15 protein-coding genes and 1 pseudogene are annotated in these 15127 nt (G+C 71.2%); 1 reads left to right on the forward strand and 15 read right to left on the reverse strand.

The features are described from left to right. Window positions 1-72: 72 nt before the first annotated feature. The 13 genes and pseudogenes from ACZ303_RS09640 to proS all read right to left on the reverse strand — a co-directional run bounded on the left by ACZ303_RS09640 (window position 73) and on the right by proS (window position 9829). Window positions 73-381: a DUF2469 domain-containing protein gene (locus tag ACZ303_RS09640; protein WP_009714730.1), complete on the reverse strand. Its 309-nt coding sequence runs from the start codon at window positions 379-381 to the stop codon at window positions 73-75. A gap of 39 nt (window positions 382-420) precedes the next feature. Next, window positions 421-912: an NUDIX hydrolase gene (locus ACZ303_RS09645; protein ID WP_467336889.1), complete on the reverse strand. Its 492-nt coding sequence runs from the start codon at window positions 910-912 to the stop codon at window positions 421-423. After that, window positions 902-1693, reverse strand: a complete 792-nt coding sequence (gene lepB / locus ACZ303_RS09650; protein WP_467336891.1) for a signal peptidase I — start codon at window positions 1691-1693, stop codon at window positions 902-904. The genes ACZ303_RS09645 and lepB (ACZ303_RS09650) overlap by 11 nt, the downstream gene beginning before the upstream one ends. An 83-nt stretch (window positions 1694-1776) precedes the next feature. Beyond that, a complete protein-coding gene (gene lepB / locus ACZ303_RS09655; protein WP_467337441.1) occupies window positions 1777-2802 on the reverse strand; it encodes a signal peptidase I in 1026 nt (341 codons plus the stop codon). Beyond that, window positions 2759-3841 (reverse strand): annotated as a pseudogene (gene lepB, locus ACZ303_RS09660) (signal peptidase I); the annotation flags it as partial. The pseudogene lepB (ACZ303_RS09660) and the gene lepB (ACZ303_RS09655), both read right to left, overlap by 44 nt. Then, window positions 3834-4673 carry a signal peptidase I gene (gene lepB, locus ACZ303_RS09665; protein ID WP_467336893.1) on the reverse strand — a complete coding sequence of 280 codons (840 nt, stop codon included), beginning with the start codon at window positions 4671-4673 and terminating at the stop codon, window positions 3834-3836. The pseudogene lepB (ACZ303_RS09660) and the gene lepB (ACZ303_RS09665), both read right to left, overlap by 8 nt. A gap of 51 nt (window positions 4674-4724) precedes the next feature. Then, window positions 4725-5072 carry a 50S ribosomal protein L19 gene (rplS, locus tag ACZ303_RS09670; protein ID WP_467336895.1) on the reverse strand — a complete coding sequence of 116 codons (348 nt, stop codon included), beginning with the start codon at window positions 5070-5072 and terminating at the stop codon, window positions 4725-4727. A 132-nt stretch (window positions 5073-5204) separates the two neighbouring features. Then, the gene (gene trmD / locus ACZ303_RS09675) at window positions 5205-6020 is read right to left on the reverse strand and encodes a tRNA (guanosine(37)-N1)-methyltransferase TrmD (protein ID WP_467336897.1); all 816 of its coding nucleotides are present in this window, start codon (window positions 6018-6020) and stop codon (window positions 5205-5207) included. Further along, window positions 6020-6613, reverse strand: coding sequence for a ribosome maturation factor RimM (rimM, locus tag ACZ303_RS09680; protein WP_467336899.1), 594 nt, complete (start codon window positions 6611-6613; stop codon window positions 6020-6022). The genes trmD and rimM overlap by 1 nt, the downstream gene beginning before the upstream one ends. A gap of 157 nt (window positions 6614-6770) precedes the next feature. Further along, window positions 6771-7007: an RNA-binding protein gene (locus ACZ303_RS09685; protein WP_467336901.1), complete on the reverse strand. Its 237-nt coding sequence runs from the start codon at window positions 7005-7007 to the stop codon at window positions 6771-6773. A gap of 2 nt (window positions 7008-7009) precedes the next feature. Then, window positions 7010-7456: a 30S ribosomal protein S16 gene (rpsP, locus tag ACZ303_RS09690; protein WP_467336903.1), complete on the reverse strand. Its 447-nt coding sequence runs from the start codon at window positions 7454-7456 to the stop codon at window positions 7010-7012. A gap of 157 nt (window positions 7457-7613) precedes the next feature. Continuing rightward, window positions 7614-8204 carry a hypothetical protein gene (locus tag ACZ303_RS09695; protein ID WP_467336905.1) on the reverse strand — a complete coding sequence of 197 codons (591 nt, stop codon included), beginning with the start codon at window positions 8202-8204 and terminating at the stop codon, window positions 7614-7616. A gap of 209 nt (window positions 8205-8413) precedes the next feature. Then, on the reverse strand, window positions 8414-9829 hold the full coding sequence (proS, locus tag ACZ303_RS09700; protein WP_467336907.1) for a proline--tRNA ligase: 1416 nt from the start codon (window positions 9827-9829) through the stop codon (window positions 8414-8416). 287 nt (window positions 9830-10116) lie between these two features. Here proS and ACZ303_RS09705 point away from each other — a divergent pair, with 287 nt between their 5' ends. Then, window positions 10117-10950 carry a methyltransferase domain-containing protein gene (locus ACZ303_RS09705; protein ID WP_467336909.1) on the forward strand — a complete coding sequence of 278 codons (834 nt, stop codon included), beginning with the start codon at window positions 10117-10119 and terminating at the stop codon, window positions 10948-10950. A 124-nt stretch (window positions 10951-11074) separates the two neighbouring features. On the opposite strand, the gene ffh is transcribed toward ACZ303_RS09705, so the two are convergent. Both ffh and ACZ303_RS09715 read right to left on the reverse strand, forming a co-directional pair. Beyond that, window positions 11075-12619 (reverse strand): signal recognition particle protein, encoded by a 1545-nt coding sequence (gene ffh / locus ACZ303_RS09710; RefSeq protein ID WP_467336911.1) that lies wholly within the window; start codon window positions 12617-12619, stop codon window positions 11075-11077. A gap of 76 nt (window positions 12620-12695) precedes the next feature. Further along, window positions 12696-15119, reverse strand: coding sequence for a [protein-PII] uridylyltransferase (locus ACZ303_RS09715; protein WP_467336912.1), 2424 nt, complete (start codon window positions 15117-15119; stop codon window positions 12696-12698). Window positions 15120-15127 lie beyond the last annotated feature (8 nt).

Below are 15127 nucleotides of genomic sequence, written 5' to 3' on the forward strand. Positions count from 1 at the left end.
CGGAAGGTCGGTCAGCCGGGAAGGAAACGCTCAGCCACAACGCTCAGCCACCGCTCCGGACGGCACTGCGGCTCAGCCGCCCGGAAGGTCGAGATCGCTCTTGTTCAACTCCTCGATGTTCACGTCCTTGAACGTGAGCACCCGCACCTGCTTCACGAACCGGGCCGGCCGGTACATGTCCCACACCCAGGCGTCGGCCATCGAGACCTCGAAGAAGACCTCGCCCTGTACCGAGTGCACCTGCATCTCGTAGTCGTTGGTGAGGTAGAAACGCCGCTCGGTCTCGATCACGTATTTGAACAGACCGACGACATCGCGGTACTCCCGGTAGAGCTTCAGCTCCATCTCGGTCTCGTACTTTTCGAGGTCCTCGGCGCTCATGGCATGTTCCCCTTCAGCCGTGCGTCCCCCCATTGTGCGTCAGGCTCGCTCCGTCTCCAGGAGCACCGGCGTACGTGGGGGCCCCTCGTCGAGCAGCGTACGCAGCAGCCCGGCGAGTTTGGTCGGATACACCGTCTCATGGGTCGCGAGAAGTTCCTCGCAGGTCCACCAGCGCAGCCCCGTGACGCTGCGCCGCTCCAGCTCGGTCTCCCCTCCGGTCCACACCGCACGCTGAGTGGTACGGGCCAGGTAGTAGCACTCCTCCTGATCCCAGCGCCGCCCGTCGAAGGGGAAGGAGCAGGTGCGCCGCCAGAGGACCGGACCCAGTTCGATCTCTGTGATCCCGGTCTCCTCGGCCAGCTCGCGCCGCGCCGCCTGCTCCCAGGTCTCTTCGGCCTCCAGGCCGCCACCGGGGGTGAACCACCAGGTGGTGAGGGGGTCGTCCGGTTCGAAGCCGTGCATCAGCAGGACCCGGTCCCGCTCGTCGAGCAGGACGATCCGCGAGGCCCTGCGCAGGCTCTCACCGGACACGGGCCGCCATCCCCTTCCTGCCGTCCTTGTCGTCCCTGTCCTCCTCGCCGCGCGCGCCGCCCGCGCGCCGCGGCGTCAGGAGGCGCGCGATCGGCCCGTACGCCGCGCCGCCCAGGATGAGCGCCGCGCCGCTGACCACCGCCGCCAGCACCAGGGGCAGCGGGCCCGGCCGTGAGGTGCCGCCCGGCAGCGCGGCGAACGACTCGGGCCTGTCCATCATGCCCCAGCCGGCCATCGGCCAGGCCGTGGCGTCCACCCGTCCCTTGACCGCCGTACGCGGCACGGAGCCGTGGGAGGCATCGGCCAGATGGGAGCGGGAATCCACCGAGGTGACGCGGTGGTCGCCGATGAGGAAGAGCTGTCCTTCGGGCACGGCGGCGGAGAAGGCGGTGGGCGAGGCGGGGCCGTCGGTCCGCAGATACGGTTCCTCGACCGGCTTGCCGTTGACCTTCAGCCGGCCTCGCGCGTCACAGCACTCCACCGTGTCGCCGCCGACCCCCACGACGCGCTTGACCATGGGGACGTCGCCCCAGACCTTGTCCTTGAAGACGACGATGTCGCCGCGCCGCACCGCGCCGCCGTCGATCCGCTCGGCGAGGATCCGGTCGCCCAGTCCGATGGTCGGCGTCATGGAGTCGGTGGGCACGGTGTACGGCTGGTAGAGCAGGGCACCCCAGGCGAACCCGCCGAGGAAGAGCACACAGCCGACGGCCACGGCCAGCCCGGACAGCACTCTGCCCGCGCGGCCGTGGCCGTCGTCCGTACGTCCCGCTCCGCTCATCCCGTGCTCCCGCCCGCGTAGAAGATCTGATTCCGCTGCCCTCGGGCAGGGGATCGCACACTACCGGGCGGTATGGGCACCAGTCAGCCCTTCGGCAGGGCCTTCCCGGCCGTGGTCGCCGCCGCCAGGTCCTTCGCGAGGAGCCGCCGCCGGCGCCACAGCACCAGCGGCACCGCGCCCGCGAGACCGAGCGCCGGGGGCATCGCCGCCGCGCTCAGCCCGGACTGGTCGAAGGTGTCCGGGACGGGGAGGAAGGACCAGCGGCTGACCGGCCAGGCGACGACGATCGCACGGCCGACGACGTCCTTCACCGGCACCGTGCCGTTGTACAGGTTCGGGTGGTAGCGCGAGTCCAGGGAGTCCTGGCGGTGGTCGCCCATGACCCACAGGTGGTCCTTGGGGACCTTGACCGGGGCGAAGGGCTCGTCGTCGCAGGGGGAATTGCCCGGGAAGATGTACGACTTCTCGTCGAGCGCCTTGCCGTTGACCTTCACCGGTCCGCCGTTGCCCGCGCACTCCACGGTGTCGCCGCCGACCGCGATGACCCGCTTGATGAGGTCCTTCTCCTCGGCCGAGGGCATCAGACCGATGAAGCTGAGGACCTTCTGGACGCCGCCGCCCAGCGGACCGGTGTTCTGCGGCTGGGTGTCGGGGCCGAGCCAGCTGTTCGCGCCCTTGCCCGGGTCGTGGAAGACGACCACCTCGCCACGCTCGGGCTCCGCCCCGAACCACGGCGTCAGCTTGTCCACCAGCACCCGGTCGCCGCGCTGGAGGGTGTCCTGCATCGAGTCCGAGGGGATGGAGAACGCCTGCACCAGGAACGTCTTGATGATCAGCGCCAGCACCAGGGCGATGCCGATCAGGATCGGCAGCTCCTTCCAGAAGGAGCGCTGCTTCTTCGGTGCCTTCCGGCCCGCGCACTCGCCCTCTTCGCCGGGCGTCGCGTCGTCGTCCTTCTCCACCGGTCCGTCCACAGCCTCCTGGGATGCCTCGGCCGCCGCGGCGGCCTGGGACAAGGCCGTCTCCGGCGCGCCGCCCCCGGGCGACCCTTCAGTCCCCCCGGGTCGCTTCTCGGGCTCTCCGTGACCGGAACGTGCGCCGACCGCCAAGTCCCCCACATCCACTCCTCTCTCCACTCTGCCGCCTGTCGTACATACGACGCAGGCCCACCACTCCCATAACGAGCGGGAGTTCCGCAGGGGTCGGGAGCCGGATCAGTCCTTCCTGATCCATGGAGGACACACTATTCGGCGAACCGCGCGCTCGCGTCGTCGAGCGCGGCGCGTCTCCGACCGAAGCGAAGGTGTCCGGTTCCGACAGAGTCCGCCAATGGTCGAATGGCCAGGCGATCACCACCGCGCGTCCGACCACCAGGTCCTCCGGGACGGTGCCCTGACCGGGATCGTCCAGGTGATAGCGCGAATCGGCCGAATTCGAGCGGTGGTCACCCATCACGAAAAGCCTGCCCGCCGGTACGTTCACCGTGAACTCAAGCTTGGAGGGCGGGTTTCCGGGATTGACGTACGGCTCGTCGAGCGGCGTCCCGTTGACCGTGATTTTGCCGTCGCTGTCACAGCACTTGACGTTGTCCCCGCCGATACCGATGACCCGCTTGATCAAATCCTGTTCATCGGCGGACGGAAGAAGGCCGATAAAGGTCAGGAACTGCTTGGCCTGTTTGATGCCCACCGGGTCCTGCCCGGCCGTGCTCTGCTCCCCTTCGAGCCAGTTCCCGGGGTCCTTGAAGACCACCACGTCGCCGCGCTCCGGTCTCGATCCGAACCACGGCGTCAGCTTGTCCACCAGCACCCGGTCACCGATCCGGATCGTCTGTTCCATCGACCCGGACGGAATCACGAACGCCTGCACCAGGAAGGTCTTCAGCACCAGCGCGATCAGCAACGCCACCGCGACGAGGATCGGTACCTCTTTGACCACGGACCGGCGCCGCCGTCTCTTGACCCGTCGCGCCGCCTTGCGCCGCGCCGCCCGGCCGCCCGTGTCCGTACGCCCCGGCCCGCCGCCCGGCGACCCCGGCAGCGGCTCGGGCCGCTCCCGTGTCTCCTGGCCCGGCGGTCCGGGCACCGGCACGCGCGCCCGCGGGCGCGCGTGGGAGCGGACCGGATCCGTACGTCCTCGGCTACCCATGCGGGCCTCCCGCGTGCCCCGCGCCGGGCTCCGGCACGTACGCGAAGGCGTCGGACCGTCTCAGCGAGGACATCCGGCCGAAGGGCCAGCCGATCCAGTCGGCGCGTCCGATCACCCGGTCGACCGGGACCGTACCGCCGCCGGGCTCCCCGAGGTGGTCACGGGAGTCGCGGGAGTCGCTCCGGTGGTCGCCCATCACCCACAACTTCCCCTCCGGTACGACGATGTCGAAGGGCACGCGCGAAGGGACGTCACCCGGATAGAGGTAATCCTCGCTCACGGGTTGACCGTTGACGAGGAGTCTTCCCTTCGCGTCACAGCAGGTGACCCGGTCGCCTCCGACCCCGATGACCCGCTTGATGTAGTCGGTCCGCGCCGGCCGCATCAGGCCGACGGACGACGCCCCCTTGCGGATCACCGCGGTCACCGGGTTCTCGGCCGGCGCCTCCTGGACGAACGAGCCCAGGCCGTCGAAGACCACGACATCGCCGCGCCGGGGCTCCTCGCCGAAGCGATAGGCGAGCTTGTTGACCAGCACCCGGTCACCCACGCGCAGGGTGTCGCGCATCGAACCGCTGGGGATCAGGAAGGGCTGCACGACGAAGTTGCTCAGCAGGAGCAGGAAGACCGAACAGGCGGTCAGCAGCAGCCCGGCCCGGCGCAGCGGGCCACCGCCGGCGAGCCAGGCCCGTACGGCGCGGACCGAAGGACGTCCCCGCGGTCCGGCGGCCGGATCCGGGGCCGAAAAACGCGAGGAGCGCGACCCCTGCTCCAGACCCTCGTCGGGTTCTGGAGAGCGGTCGCGCTCCGAAAGCTGTGCGTCGGTGTCCATCGAGCCGAAAGCCTAGCCGCCTCCGGCCCGGTCAGGACTCCGGACCTGAGCTCAGTTGTCGCGCTTCTCCTTGATCTTCGCGGCCTTGCCGCGCAGCTCACGGAGGTAGTACAGCTTGGCGCGACGCACGTCACCGCGGGTGACGAGCTCGATCTTCTCGACGATCGGGGTGTGCACCGGGAAGGTACGCTCCACGCCGACGGAGAAGGAGACCTTGCGGACCGTGAAGGTCTCGCGCACGCCGTCGCCCTGACGGCGGATGACAACGCCCTTGAACTGCTGGACGCGGGAGCGGTTGCCCTCGATGACGCGAACGTGGACGTTCACGGTGTCGCCGGGGCGGAAGGCCGGGACGTCGCTGCGCAGCGATGCGGCGTCGACGTTGTCGAGAAGGTTCATGACCGTCTGCTCTCCTCGCTGATGCCACAGGTCATCAGCGGAATATCGAAATGATGATGGGTGTCGCGCGAAGCACCGGACGGACGTCGTTCCCCCTGTGGCAGGGGCGCGCGCCGGGCGCAAGGCAACGGCTTATTCTTCCACGTCCGGGGCCACTCGCCCAAATCGGCCGTCCGGTCCCGGGGCCCAGCCCAGGATCGAGAGCATTTCGCGGTCCTTCTTGTCGAAGGCAGCCGGGTCGGCGCGCTCGATCAGATCGGGCCGGTTGCGGACCGTGCGCCGGAACGCCTCGTCGCGCCGCCAGCGGGCGATCTTGCCGTGGTGGCCACTGAGCAGGACGTCGGGGATGCCGCGGTCGCGCCACTCCGGGGGCTTGGTGTAGACCGGCCCTTCGAGGAGGTCGGCCATGGCGCCGGGGGCGAAGGAGTCGTCGCGGTGCGACTCGGCGTTGCCGAGCACGCCGGGCAGCAGCCGGGCGATGGCCTCGACCATCACCAGGACGGGCGCCTCGCCGCCGGCCAGCACATAGTCGCCGATGGAGACCTCGCGGACGTCGAGGCGGTCGCCGTACTCCTCGATGACGCGGCGGTCGATGCCCTCGTAGCGGGCTGGGGTGAAGACCAGCCACGGCTTCTCGGACAGCTCCACGGCGAGCTGCTGGGTGAACGGCTTGCCGCTGGGCGTCGGTACGACCAGCACGGGACGGGCGTCGCCGTCGCCGGACCTGATGACCGCATCGAGGGCCTCGCCCCACGGCTCGGGCTTCATGACCATGCCGGGGCCGCCGCCGTAAGGCGTGTCGTCGACCGTGTTGTGCTTGTCGTGCGTCCATTCCCGCAGGTCATGGATGCGTACGTCCAGCTGGCCGCGGGCGCGTGCCTTGCCGACGAGCGAGACGTTCAGCGGTTCCAGGTACTCGGGGAAGATCGTGACGACGTCGAGCCGCATTACGCGTCACCCTTCGCGTCGTCGCCCTGCTCGGCGCTCTCCGCCTCGCCCTCGGCGTCGCGGGCACTGGCGATCACGGCCTGCGAGCTGTCGATCAGACCGGGCGGCGGGTCGATGACCGCGCGCTGCTCCTCCAGGTCGATCTCGGTGACGATCTCGCCGACGAAGGGGATCATCACCTCGCTGCCGTCGGGCCGCTCCACGATGAACAGGTCCTGGGACGGCAGGTGCGCGATCTCGGTGATGCGACCGATCTCCGTGCCGTCGACCGTGACGACATCGAGGTCGATCAGCTGGTGGTCGTAGTACTCGTCGGGGTCCTCGGGGACGTCGGCGGGGTCGACGTCGGCGATCAGGAGCGTGTTGCGGAGCGCCTCGGCGCCCGTACGGTCGCTGACGCCCGCGAAGCGCAGCAGCAGCCGGCCGCTGTGCACCCGGCCGGTCTCGATGGTCAGCGGCCCCACTCCGGCGGGGTCGGTGGCCAGGACGGCGCCGGGGCCGAGCCGCAGCTCGGGCTCGTCCGTACGCACCTCAACGGTGACCTCGCCCTTGATCCCATGGGCGCGGCCGATCCTGCCGACTACGAGCTGCACGCTTTCACTCCGTCTAGGGGGCTGCGGAAAAGAACGAAAGGCCGGGGGCGAATGCCCCCGGCCTCAAGTCTCTCGCAACCATCAATTGAGTAACCCCGACGGCCGGCGACCGCCTCCGCGAAAGCGGTGGCGGCTCGGCCGCGAAAACGGGGCTATTTCAGACCTGGTCCACGTCGACGAGGTCGACGCGGATACCACGGCCGCCGATGGCGCCCACGACGGTGCGCAGTGCGCGCGCGGTGCGGCCGTTACGGCCGATCACCTTGCCGAGGTCGTCGGGGTGTACCCGGACCTCCAGCACGCGCCCGCGTCGCAAAGTGCGCGACGCGACCTGCACCTCATCGGGGTTGTCGACGATGCCCTTCACGAGGTGCTCGAGGGCCTCCTCGAGCATGCTCAGGCCTCGGTCGACTCGGTGGACTCAGCAGCCTCGGCCGCCTCGTCCGCCTTCTTCTCGGACTTCTTCGCCTTCGGGGTGATGGCCTCACCCTTCGGCTCGCCGGCCTCGAGGCCCTTGGCGAACGCCTCGAACGCGGCGCGCTTGTCGGCCTTCGGCTCGGCGACGAGCATCGGGGCCGGGGCCGGCAGGCCCTTGAACTTCTGCCAGTCGCCGGTGACCTTGAGGATGGCCATGACGGGCTCGGTCGGCTGCGCGCCGACGCTCAGCCAGTACTGGGCACGCTCGGAGTCGACCTCGATGCGCGAGGGGTTCTGCACCGGGTGGTACAGGCCGATCTCCTCGATGGCCCGGCCGTCACGGCGGGTACGGGAGTCGGCGACGACGATGCGGTAGTGAGGCGAACGGATCTTGCCCAGACGCTTCAGCTTGATCTTGACTGCCACTGGAGTGGTGTCTCCTGGTCTTGACGTGGTTGGGCACAACGAGATGCCACGTGGGGTTTGCGGTACTCGGAGTGCCCGATGGACGCGTCAGCCGGAGGAGAGAGGGGTCCTATGCGACTGTCGAGTACAGCGTCCCATTGTGCCACACCACTCCAGGTCAGCCGACCGATACCGCCTCCGGGATCCGGAAGGGCTGACCGCAGCCGCCGCACATGATCGGCGCCTGGGCGAGCACGGAGGGCACAACGCGGACATTACGGCCGCAGTCACACACCGCCTTGACGCGCACCCCTCCGCCGGACGAACCGTGCCGCGCCGCCGGGCCCCGGAAGGTGCGCGAGGTGTCCGCCGTGGTCGCGACCGTGTGCGCCTTGAGGGCGCGCTGGAGTCTGTCGATGGTCGGGCGGTAGCGCTTGCGCGCCTCCGGATTGAGCACGACCAGCGAGAAACCGCTGCTGGGATGCGGCTCCTCGCTGTGGTCGAGCCCCAGCTCCTCGGCGATCGCCAGGAACCGGCGGTTGTGGTAGCGGCCGGCACGTGAGGTGTCGCGGACACCGCGGGCGGCCGCGATGCCGTGCACTGCCTCATGCAGCAGCCGTTCGAAGGAGAGCTCGGCGCCGCATGCGGACGACGACTCCCCGATCAGCGATTCGGGCGCGGCAAGATCTGGCAGCTCGGGGTGGTACCGCTGAATGTCGGCCCACGCCTGCGCCAGCTCTGCGGCGAGAACAGGTGGTGTCGTGCTCACGTCGTGACAACGAGCAAGGAAGGCCCGGTGTTCCGATACCGGGCCATCCCAAATAATTTGCACGTACCAGTCAGTTTCACGCTCATGCGTCCTGACGAGGGCGGGTGCGCAGATCTGTGGAGAAGCCGCGCACCCGTTCGCAACACGGGACGTACTGACTCACGAGTAAGCGCGCGCCGGGGGCGTACGCCCCCGGCGGCACGGGCGCGTCAGTAGGCGCGCGCGACGATGGCGATCGTGCCGGGGGCGTCGTCCGCGTCCGGCACGGAGCCGTCCTCGCCGACCAGGCACCGCACGGACACGGCCTGCTCGGCGAGCTTGGCCTCGCCCTCCGGGCCGAGGTCGGCCCACGGGATGCGGGCCCAGCCGCCGGCGACGGCGGCCTCGGCGGCCTCCCCGATGGTCGCCACGTCGCTGGTGCGGGACTCGCGGCGCTCACGCGACTGGCTCAGCAGCAGCGCCTGGTCCTCGTCGAGGATCTTCGGCAGCATGGCGACCAGCTCGTCCAGGCGGACCGGCGCCTTGCCGCCGGGGATCCGGCGGGCCAGCATCGCGGTGCCGTTCTCCAGGTCGCGCGGGCCGACCTCGATGCGGACCGGTACGCCCTTGAGCTCCCAGTCCACGGCGCGGCGGCCGAAGGGGGTGTCGGTGCGGTCGTCGACCTGCACGCGGATGCCGGCGGCCTTGAGCTGGTCGCCGATCTCGCGGACCTTGGCGATCACGGCGTCGTCACCCTTGATCGCGAGGACCACGGCCTGCACGGACGCCAGGCGCGGCGGCACCCGCAGGCCGTTGTCGTCGCCGTGCGACATGATCAGACCGCCGACCATGCGGGTCGAGACGCCCCAGGAGGTCTGCCAGACCATCTCCTGGTGCCCGTCCTTGGAGAGGTACGAGGTGTTGAACGCCTTGGCGAAGTTCTGGCCCAGCTCGTGGCTGGTGCCCATCTGGAGGGCCTTGCCGTCGCCCATCATGCCCTCGAGCGTGAGGGTGTTGATGGCGCCGGCGAAGCGCTCCTTGGCCGTCTTGCGGCCCAGGACGACGTCGATGCCGAGGACGTTGACCATGAAGTCGTAGTAGACGTCGCGGTGGATGCGGGCGGCGTACTCGCGGGCGTCCTCGTACGTGGCGTGGGCGGTGTGGCCCTCCTGCCAGAGGAACTCGCTCGTGCGCAGGAAGACGCGCGGGCGCATCTCCCAACGGACCACGTTCGCCCACTGGTTGATCAGCAGGGGCAGGTCGCGGTAGCTCTGCACCCACTTGGAGAAGTACTCATTGATGATCGTCTCGGAGGTGGGCCGGACGACGACCGGCTCGTCCAGCTCCTTGCCGCCGCCGTGCGTGACGACCGCGAGCTCGGGCGCGAAGCCCTCGACGTGCTCGGCCTCGCGCGTCAGGTAGGACTGCGGGATGAAGAGGGGGAAGTACGCGTTGGAGGCGCCCGCGTCCTTGATGCGCGCATCCATCTCCTGCTGCATGCGCTCCCAGAGCCCGTACCCGTACGGGCGGATGACCATGGTGCCGCGCACCGGGCCGTTGTCGGCCAGCTCGGCCTTGTTGATCAAGTCCTGGTACCAGCGCGGGAAGTCGTCCGCCTGGGGGGTGAGAATGGGAGCCTTTGCCATGGTGCGAATGGTACGGGGCCGATCCGCCCCAGCGTGAATCGTCTCCCCGCGGTCCCTCGCGGCCGCCCGTCCGCCGCGGCGCGTGCCACCCCCGCCATCCCGTGCGCGGGCGCGCGGCACATGCCATCGTGTTCACAGGGGAACGTTCTCGCGCTACCCACTGGACTCGCGGACGGAAGCGGAGTTCCCTGGCATACGGGGGTGCTTCACAGCAGCGCGCACGGCAGCACACGGGGGCGGGGCAGATCCGGCACGCAATCGTCTCTCGGCGGATTGGGGCGCTTTCCATGACACCTACGCTCGTGCGGCGGCACCGGCCGTCCTCTTCGTCGCCCGGGTCGGTATCCCGGGCCCGCGACTGGGCGGAGATCCAGGAACGGATGCTGGTGCCGCTCTACGAAGCGGTGTACGAACGGCTGGAGGTCGGCGCCGGCACCCGGCTCCTCAGCCTGGGCTGTGGTTCCGGCCTGTCGCTGCTGATGGCGGCGGCCCGGGGTGCCGAGGTCTCCGGTGTGGACATGGACGGCCGACGGCTGGAGCTGGCCCGCGAGCGGCTGGTGCCGGACGGCACGCGCGCGAGCGGTGCGCGCCTGGGGCACGGCGGTCCGGAGTCCGTCATGGAAGACGGGGGGCCGGCCTTCAACCTCGTCACCGCCTTCGACCCGCTGTACTGCGCCGGCGGCAGCGCCCGCGGCATGGCCGAGGCGCTCGCCCGGGCGGCGGATTTCGCGGAACACGGAGCGCCGGTCGTCCTGGCCGGCTGGGGCCCCCAGGAGCGCTGCGCGGCCTCCGGGGCGCTCAGAGTCGCGGCCCGGCTCGCGGACCCGATGTGCGCGCCGGCGCGCTGGCGCCCGAGCGGTCGCGACGACCTGGAGGTCCTCGCCCAGCGGGCCGGCCTGCGCCCCGACGGCTCGGGGCGGGTGGCGTGCCCCTACGGCTACGCCGACATGGGCAGCGCGGTGCGCGGCATGCTCTCGACGGGCGCCTTCGACGCGGCGGCGCGGGCCACGGACGAGGAGCAGGTCACCAAGGAGCTGACCGAGGCGCTCCACCCCTACCTGCGCCATGACGGCACGGTGTGGATGCCGAATGTCTTCCGCTATCTGATAGCCCGCGTCTAGCCCCTGCCCCCTGCGCATGACAGCAGCCCCTTACGGCCGGCCGTAAGGGGCTGCTGTGCGACTGCCGGGCGGTGAGTGCGCCCGTATCGGCCCGTGAGCCGTATCAGCCCATGAACTTCTGAGGTCAGCCCATGAACTTCTTGAACTCGTCGGGGAGTTCGAAGTTCTGTGCGTCCTGGCCGGCCGGCAGACCCAGCGGGTTGGCCGCCTGCTGCTCGCGGCGCGCGGCCGCCGCCTGCTCCTCGGCCTTGCGCTTCATGGGGTTGCCGCTCTGGCGCTTGCCCTTGGCCTGCTTGATCTGCTTCTTCTTGCGGCCTGCCCCGCCGCCCATGCCCGGAACGCCCGGCATGCCCGGCATGCCGCCGCCCTGGGCCATGCGCGACATCATCTTGCGGGCGTCGAAGAAGCGCTCCACGAGGTTCTTCACCGCGCTGACGTCCACGCCGGAGCCCTTGGCGATACGGGCGCGACGCGAGCCGTTGATGATCGTCGGGTCATGGCGCTCGGCCGGGGTCATCGACTTGATGATCGCGGCGGTGCGGTCGACGTCGCGCTCGTCGAGGTTGTTGATCTGGTCCTTGATCTGGCCCATGCCCGGCAGCATGCCGAGCAGCTTGCTGATGGAGCCCATCTTGCGGACCTGCTCCATCTGGGACAGGAAGTCGTCGAGCGTGAACTCCTTCGGCCCCTTCGCCAGCTTGGCCGCCATCTTCTCGGCCTCGTCCTGGCTGAAGGTCTGCTCGGCCTTCTCGATGAGGCTGAGCATGTCGCCCATGCCGAGGATGCGGGACGCCATGCGGTCCGGGTGGAACGCGTCGAAGTCGTCCAGCTTCTCGCCGTTGGAGGCGAACATGACCTGCTTGCCGGTCACGTGCGCGACCGACAGCGCGGCACCACCGCGTGCGTCGCCGTCGAGCTTGGAGAGCACCACGCCGTCGAAGCCGACGCCGTCGCGGAACGCCTCGGCGGTGTTGACCGCGTCCTGGCCGATCATCGCGTCGACGACGAAGAGGACCTCGTCGGGGCTGACCGCGTCGCGGATGTCCGCGGCCTGCTGCATGAGCTCCTGGTCGATGCCGAGGCGGCCGGCGGTGTCGACGATCACGACGTCGTACTGCTTGGACCGGGCGAACTCGATGGAGTCCTTGGCGACCTGCACGGGGTCGCCGACGCCGTTGCCCGGCTCCGGGGCGTAGATCGCCACGCCGGCGCGCTCGGCGACGACGGCGAGCTGGTTGACGGCGTTGGGGCGCTGGAGGTCACAGGCGACGAGCAGCGGGGCATGGCCCTGGCCCTTGAGCCAGTGGCCGAGCTTTCCGGCGAGCGTCGTCTTACCGGCACCCTGGAGACCGGCCAGCATGATGACGGTCGGGGCGGTCTTGGCGAAGCGCAGGCGGCGGGTCTCGCCACCGAGGATGCCGATGAGCTCCTCGTTGACGATCTTGATGACCTGCTGGGCGGGGTTGAGCGCCTGGGAGACCTCGGCGCCGAGGGCCCGCTCCTTGACCTGCTTGATGAACGAGCGGACGACCGGCAGGGCGACGTCGGCCTCGAGCAGGGCGATGCGGATCTCGCGTGCGGTGGCGTCGATGTCCGCCTCTGACAGGCGGCCCTTGCCCCGGAGGTTCTTGAACGTCGCTGCGAGGCGGTCGGAGAGGGTATCGAACACGGTGGTCGCGGATCCTTCTTGTTGAGTGTCAAGTCGGCGGCTGACCCCCAAGGGTATCCGCACGCTCCCGCTCCGGTCAGCCGCCCAGCGACTCCTCCACTCCGCGGGCCAGCGCGGCCGCCCCGGCGGGCGTCAGCGGAGCCCCGTCCGCGCCCGTCACATAGAAGGCGTCCACGACGTTGGAACCCAGCGTGGAGACGTGCGCGCTGCGCACCCGCACCCCCGCCGTCTCCAGGGCCCGGCCGATGCGATGCAGCAGGCCGGGGGCGTCCTGGGTGCGTACCTCCAGGACCGTCGCGTGGCGGGAGCCGCCGTCCGCCACGGTCACCCGCGGCGGCGCGTGCACGCCCCGGCGGCGCCCGGCGTACGCGGCCTCGCGCTCGGCCAGCCGGCCCGTGAGGTCCAGCGAACCGTCCAGGGCGCGTACGAGGTCGTTGCGCAGCCGTGCGGGCTCGGGCAGCGACCCGTACTCGGCCGCCACCCGCCAGTTCAGCAGCAGCGCTCCCCCGACGGCCCGCAGGTCCGCGGCGCGGACCGTGAGCCGGTGCAGGGCGAGCACCCCCGCGGTCGCGGGCAGCACGCCGGGCTGGTCGGGGACGGCGATGGCCAGCTCGACGCCGACGGGTGTGCTCTCGGGCTCGGGCCCCTCGCCCTCCGGGCGCGTGCGCAGCTCCAGCACGGGCCCGCCCGAGGACAGGGCCTCGCCCGCCAGGCGCTCCTGTTCGGCGCAGGCCGGCGCCGGTTCCGTACGGTCCTCGACGGCGTCTCCGGCGAGCGCCGCGGAGGCGCGTCGCACCAGGTCGGCCACCAGGGAGGCCCGCCAGGTGCTCCAGGCCGCCGGGCCGGTGGCGAGGGCGTCGGCCTCGGTGAGGGCGTGCAGGAGCTCAAGGGTGTCCGGACGCGATACGGCGTCGGTGACCGAGCGGACGGTCGCGGGGTCGCCGAGGTCGCGCCGGGTGGCGGTCTCGGCCAGCAGCAGATGGTGGCGTACGAGCGTGGCCACCACCTCGGTGTCGGCGCGGTCGAGGCCGATGCGGGCCAGCACGTCCCGTGCGACGGCCTCGCCGGCCACGGAGTGGTCGCCGGGCAGACCCTTGCCGATGTCGTGCAGCAGGGCCGCGATGAGCAGCAGGTCGGGGCGGCCGACGTCGCGGGCGAGGGCCGCCGCGCGGACGGCCGTCTCGACCAGGTGGCGGTCGACGGTCCAGCGGTGCACGGGATTGCGCTGGGGGCGCGAGCGCACGTGTTCCCACTCCGGCAGCAACCGCGAAATAATCCCTTCCGCTTCGAGCGCCTCCCAGACGGCGACGGCCGGCTCGCCCGCGCCGAGCAGTGTGACGAGCGCCTCACGGGCCTCGGCCGGCCACGGCACCGGCAGCGGGCACCCGGTGGCCGCGAGCCGCCGCACGGCGTGCGGGGACAGCGGCAGGGCCGCCTGCGCCGCGGCGGCCGCGGCGCGCAGCGGAAGGACGGGGTCGCGCTCGGGCCGCGCGGCACGGGCGAGCACGGCCTCGCCGTCCTGCTCGACGACGCCTTCGGCCAGCGGCGCGCGCTCGGGTTCCACGAATCCGCCGCGGCCGCCGCGGCCGCCGAGGATCCGCCGCAGCCGCGGCCGTCCGGAGCGGGCCCGCAGCACCCGGCCGACCTCGCGCCAGGTGACGTCGGCGGCGTAGGAGACCGTGCGGGCCGCCTCGTACACCTCGTGCAGCAGGGCGTCGGCGCCCGGCAGGCCGAGGGCGGTGGCGACCTGGTCCTGCTCCTGGAGGGCGAGCCGGTCGGTGGCCCGGCCGGTGGTCAGGTGCAGGGCGTCGCGGGTGTCCAGGAGCAGCCCACGGGCCCGCTCCAGGCCCTCGCGGGGCGCGTCGGCCAGCCAGGACGCGGCGACGGCCCGCAGGGCGGTGGCGTCCCGGAGTCCGCCGCGCGCCTCCTTCAGGTCGGGCTCCAGCAGGAAGCGCAGCTCGCCCTGGCGGCGGGCCCGCTCCTCGCCCAGCTCGCGCAGTTCCGGCAGCCGGGCGGGGGCCTGGGCCCGCCAGTCCGCGTAGGCGGTGGCCCGCAGCTCCGCCGTGAGCTGTTCGTCGCCGCCCAGGTGCCGGGCGTCGAGGAGGCCGAGGTGGACCTTGAGGTCACCGGCGGCGGTCCCACGGGCCTCGGCGGGGGTGCGCACGGAGTGGTCGAGCGCGAGCCCCATGTCCCATACGGGGTACCAGACGCGGTCGGCGATCGCAGCGATCTTCGAGGCGTCCGCCGAACCGTCGTGCAGCAGCATGACGTCCAGGTCGCTGCGCGGGGACAGCTCGCCGCGCCCGTAGCCGCCGACGGCCACGAGCGCGACGCCGCGCGTCTCGCCGAGCAGCGCCCCCAGCCACTGGTCGGTGAGGCGGGCGAGCGCGGCACGGCGCGGCGGCCCGGTGGGCTCCCCGCGCTGGAGGAGGCGCAACCGGGCCGCCGCGTAGCCGCCGGCCCCGGAGTCGGTCCCCGTGGTGGTCCCGATGTCCGTCAACACAGGCT

The sequence above is a fragment of the Streptomyces sp. NPDC023527 genome (assembly GCF_055560115.1).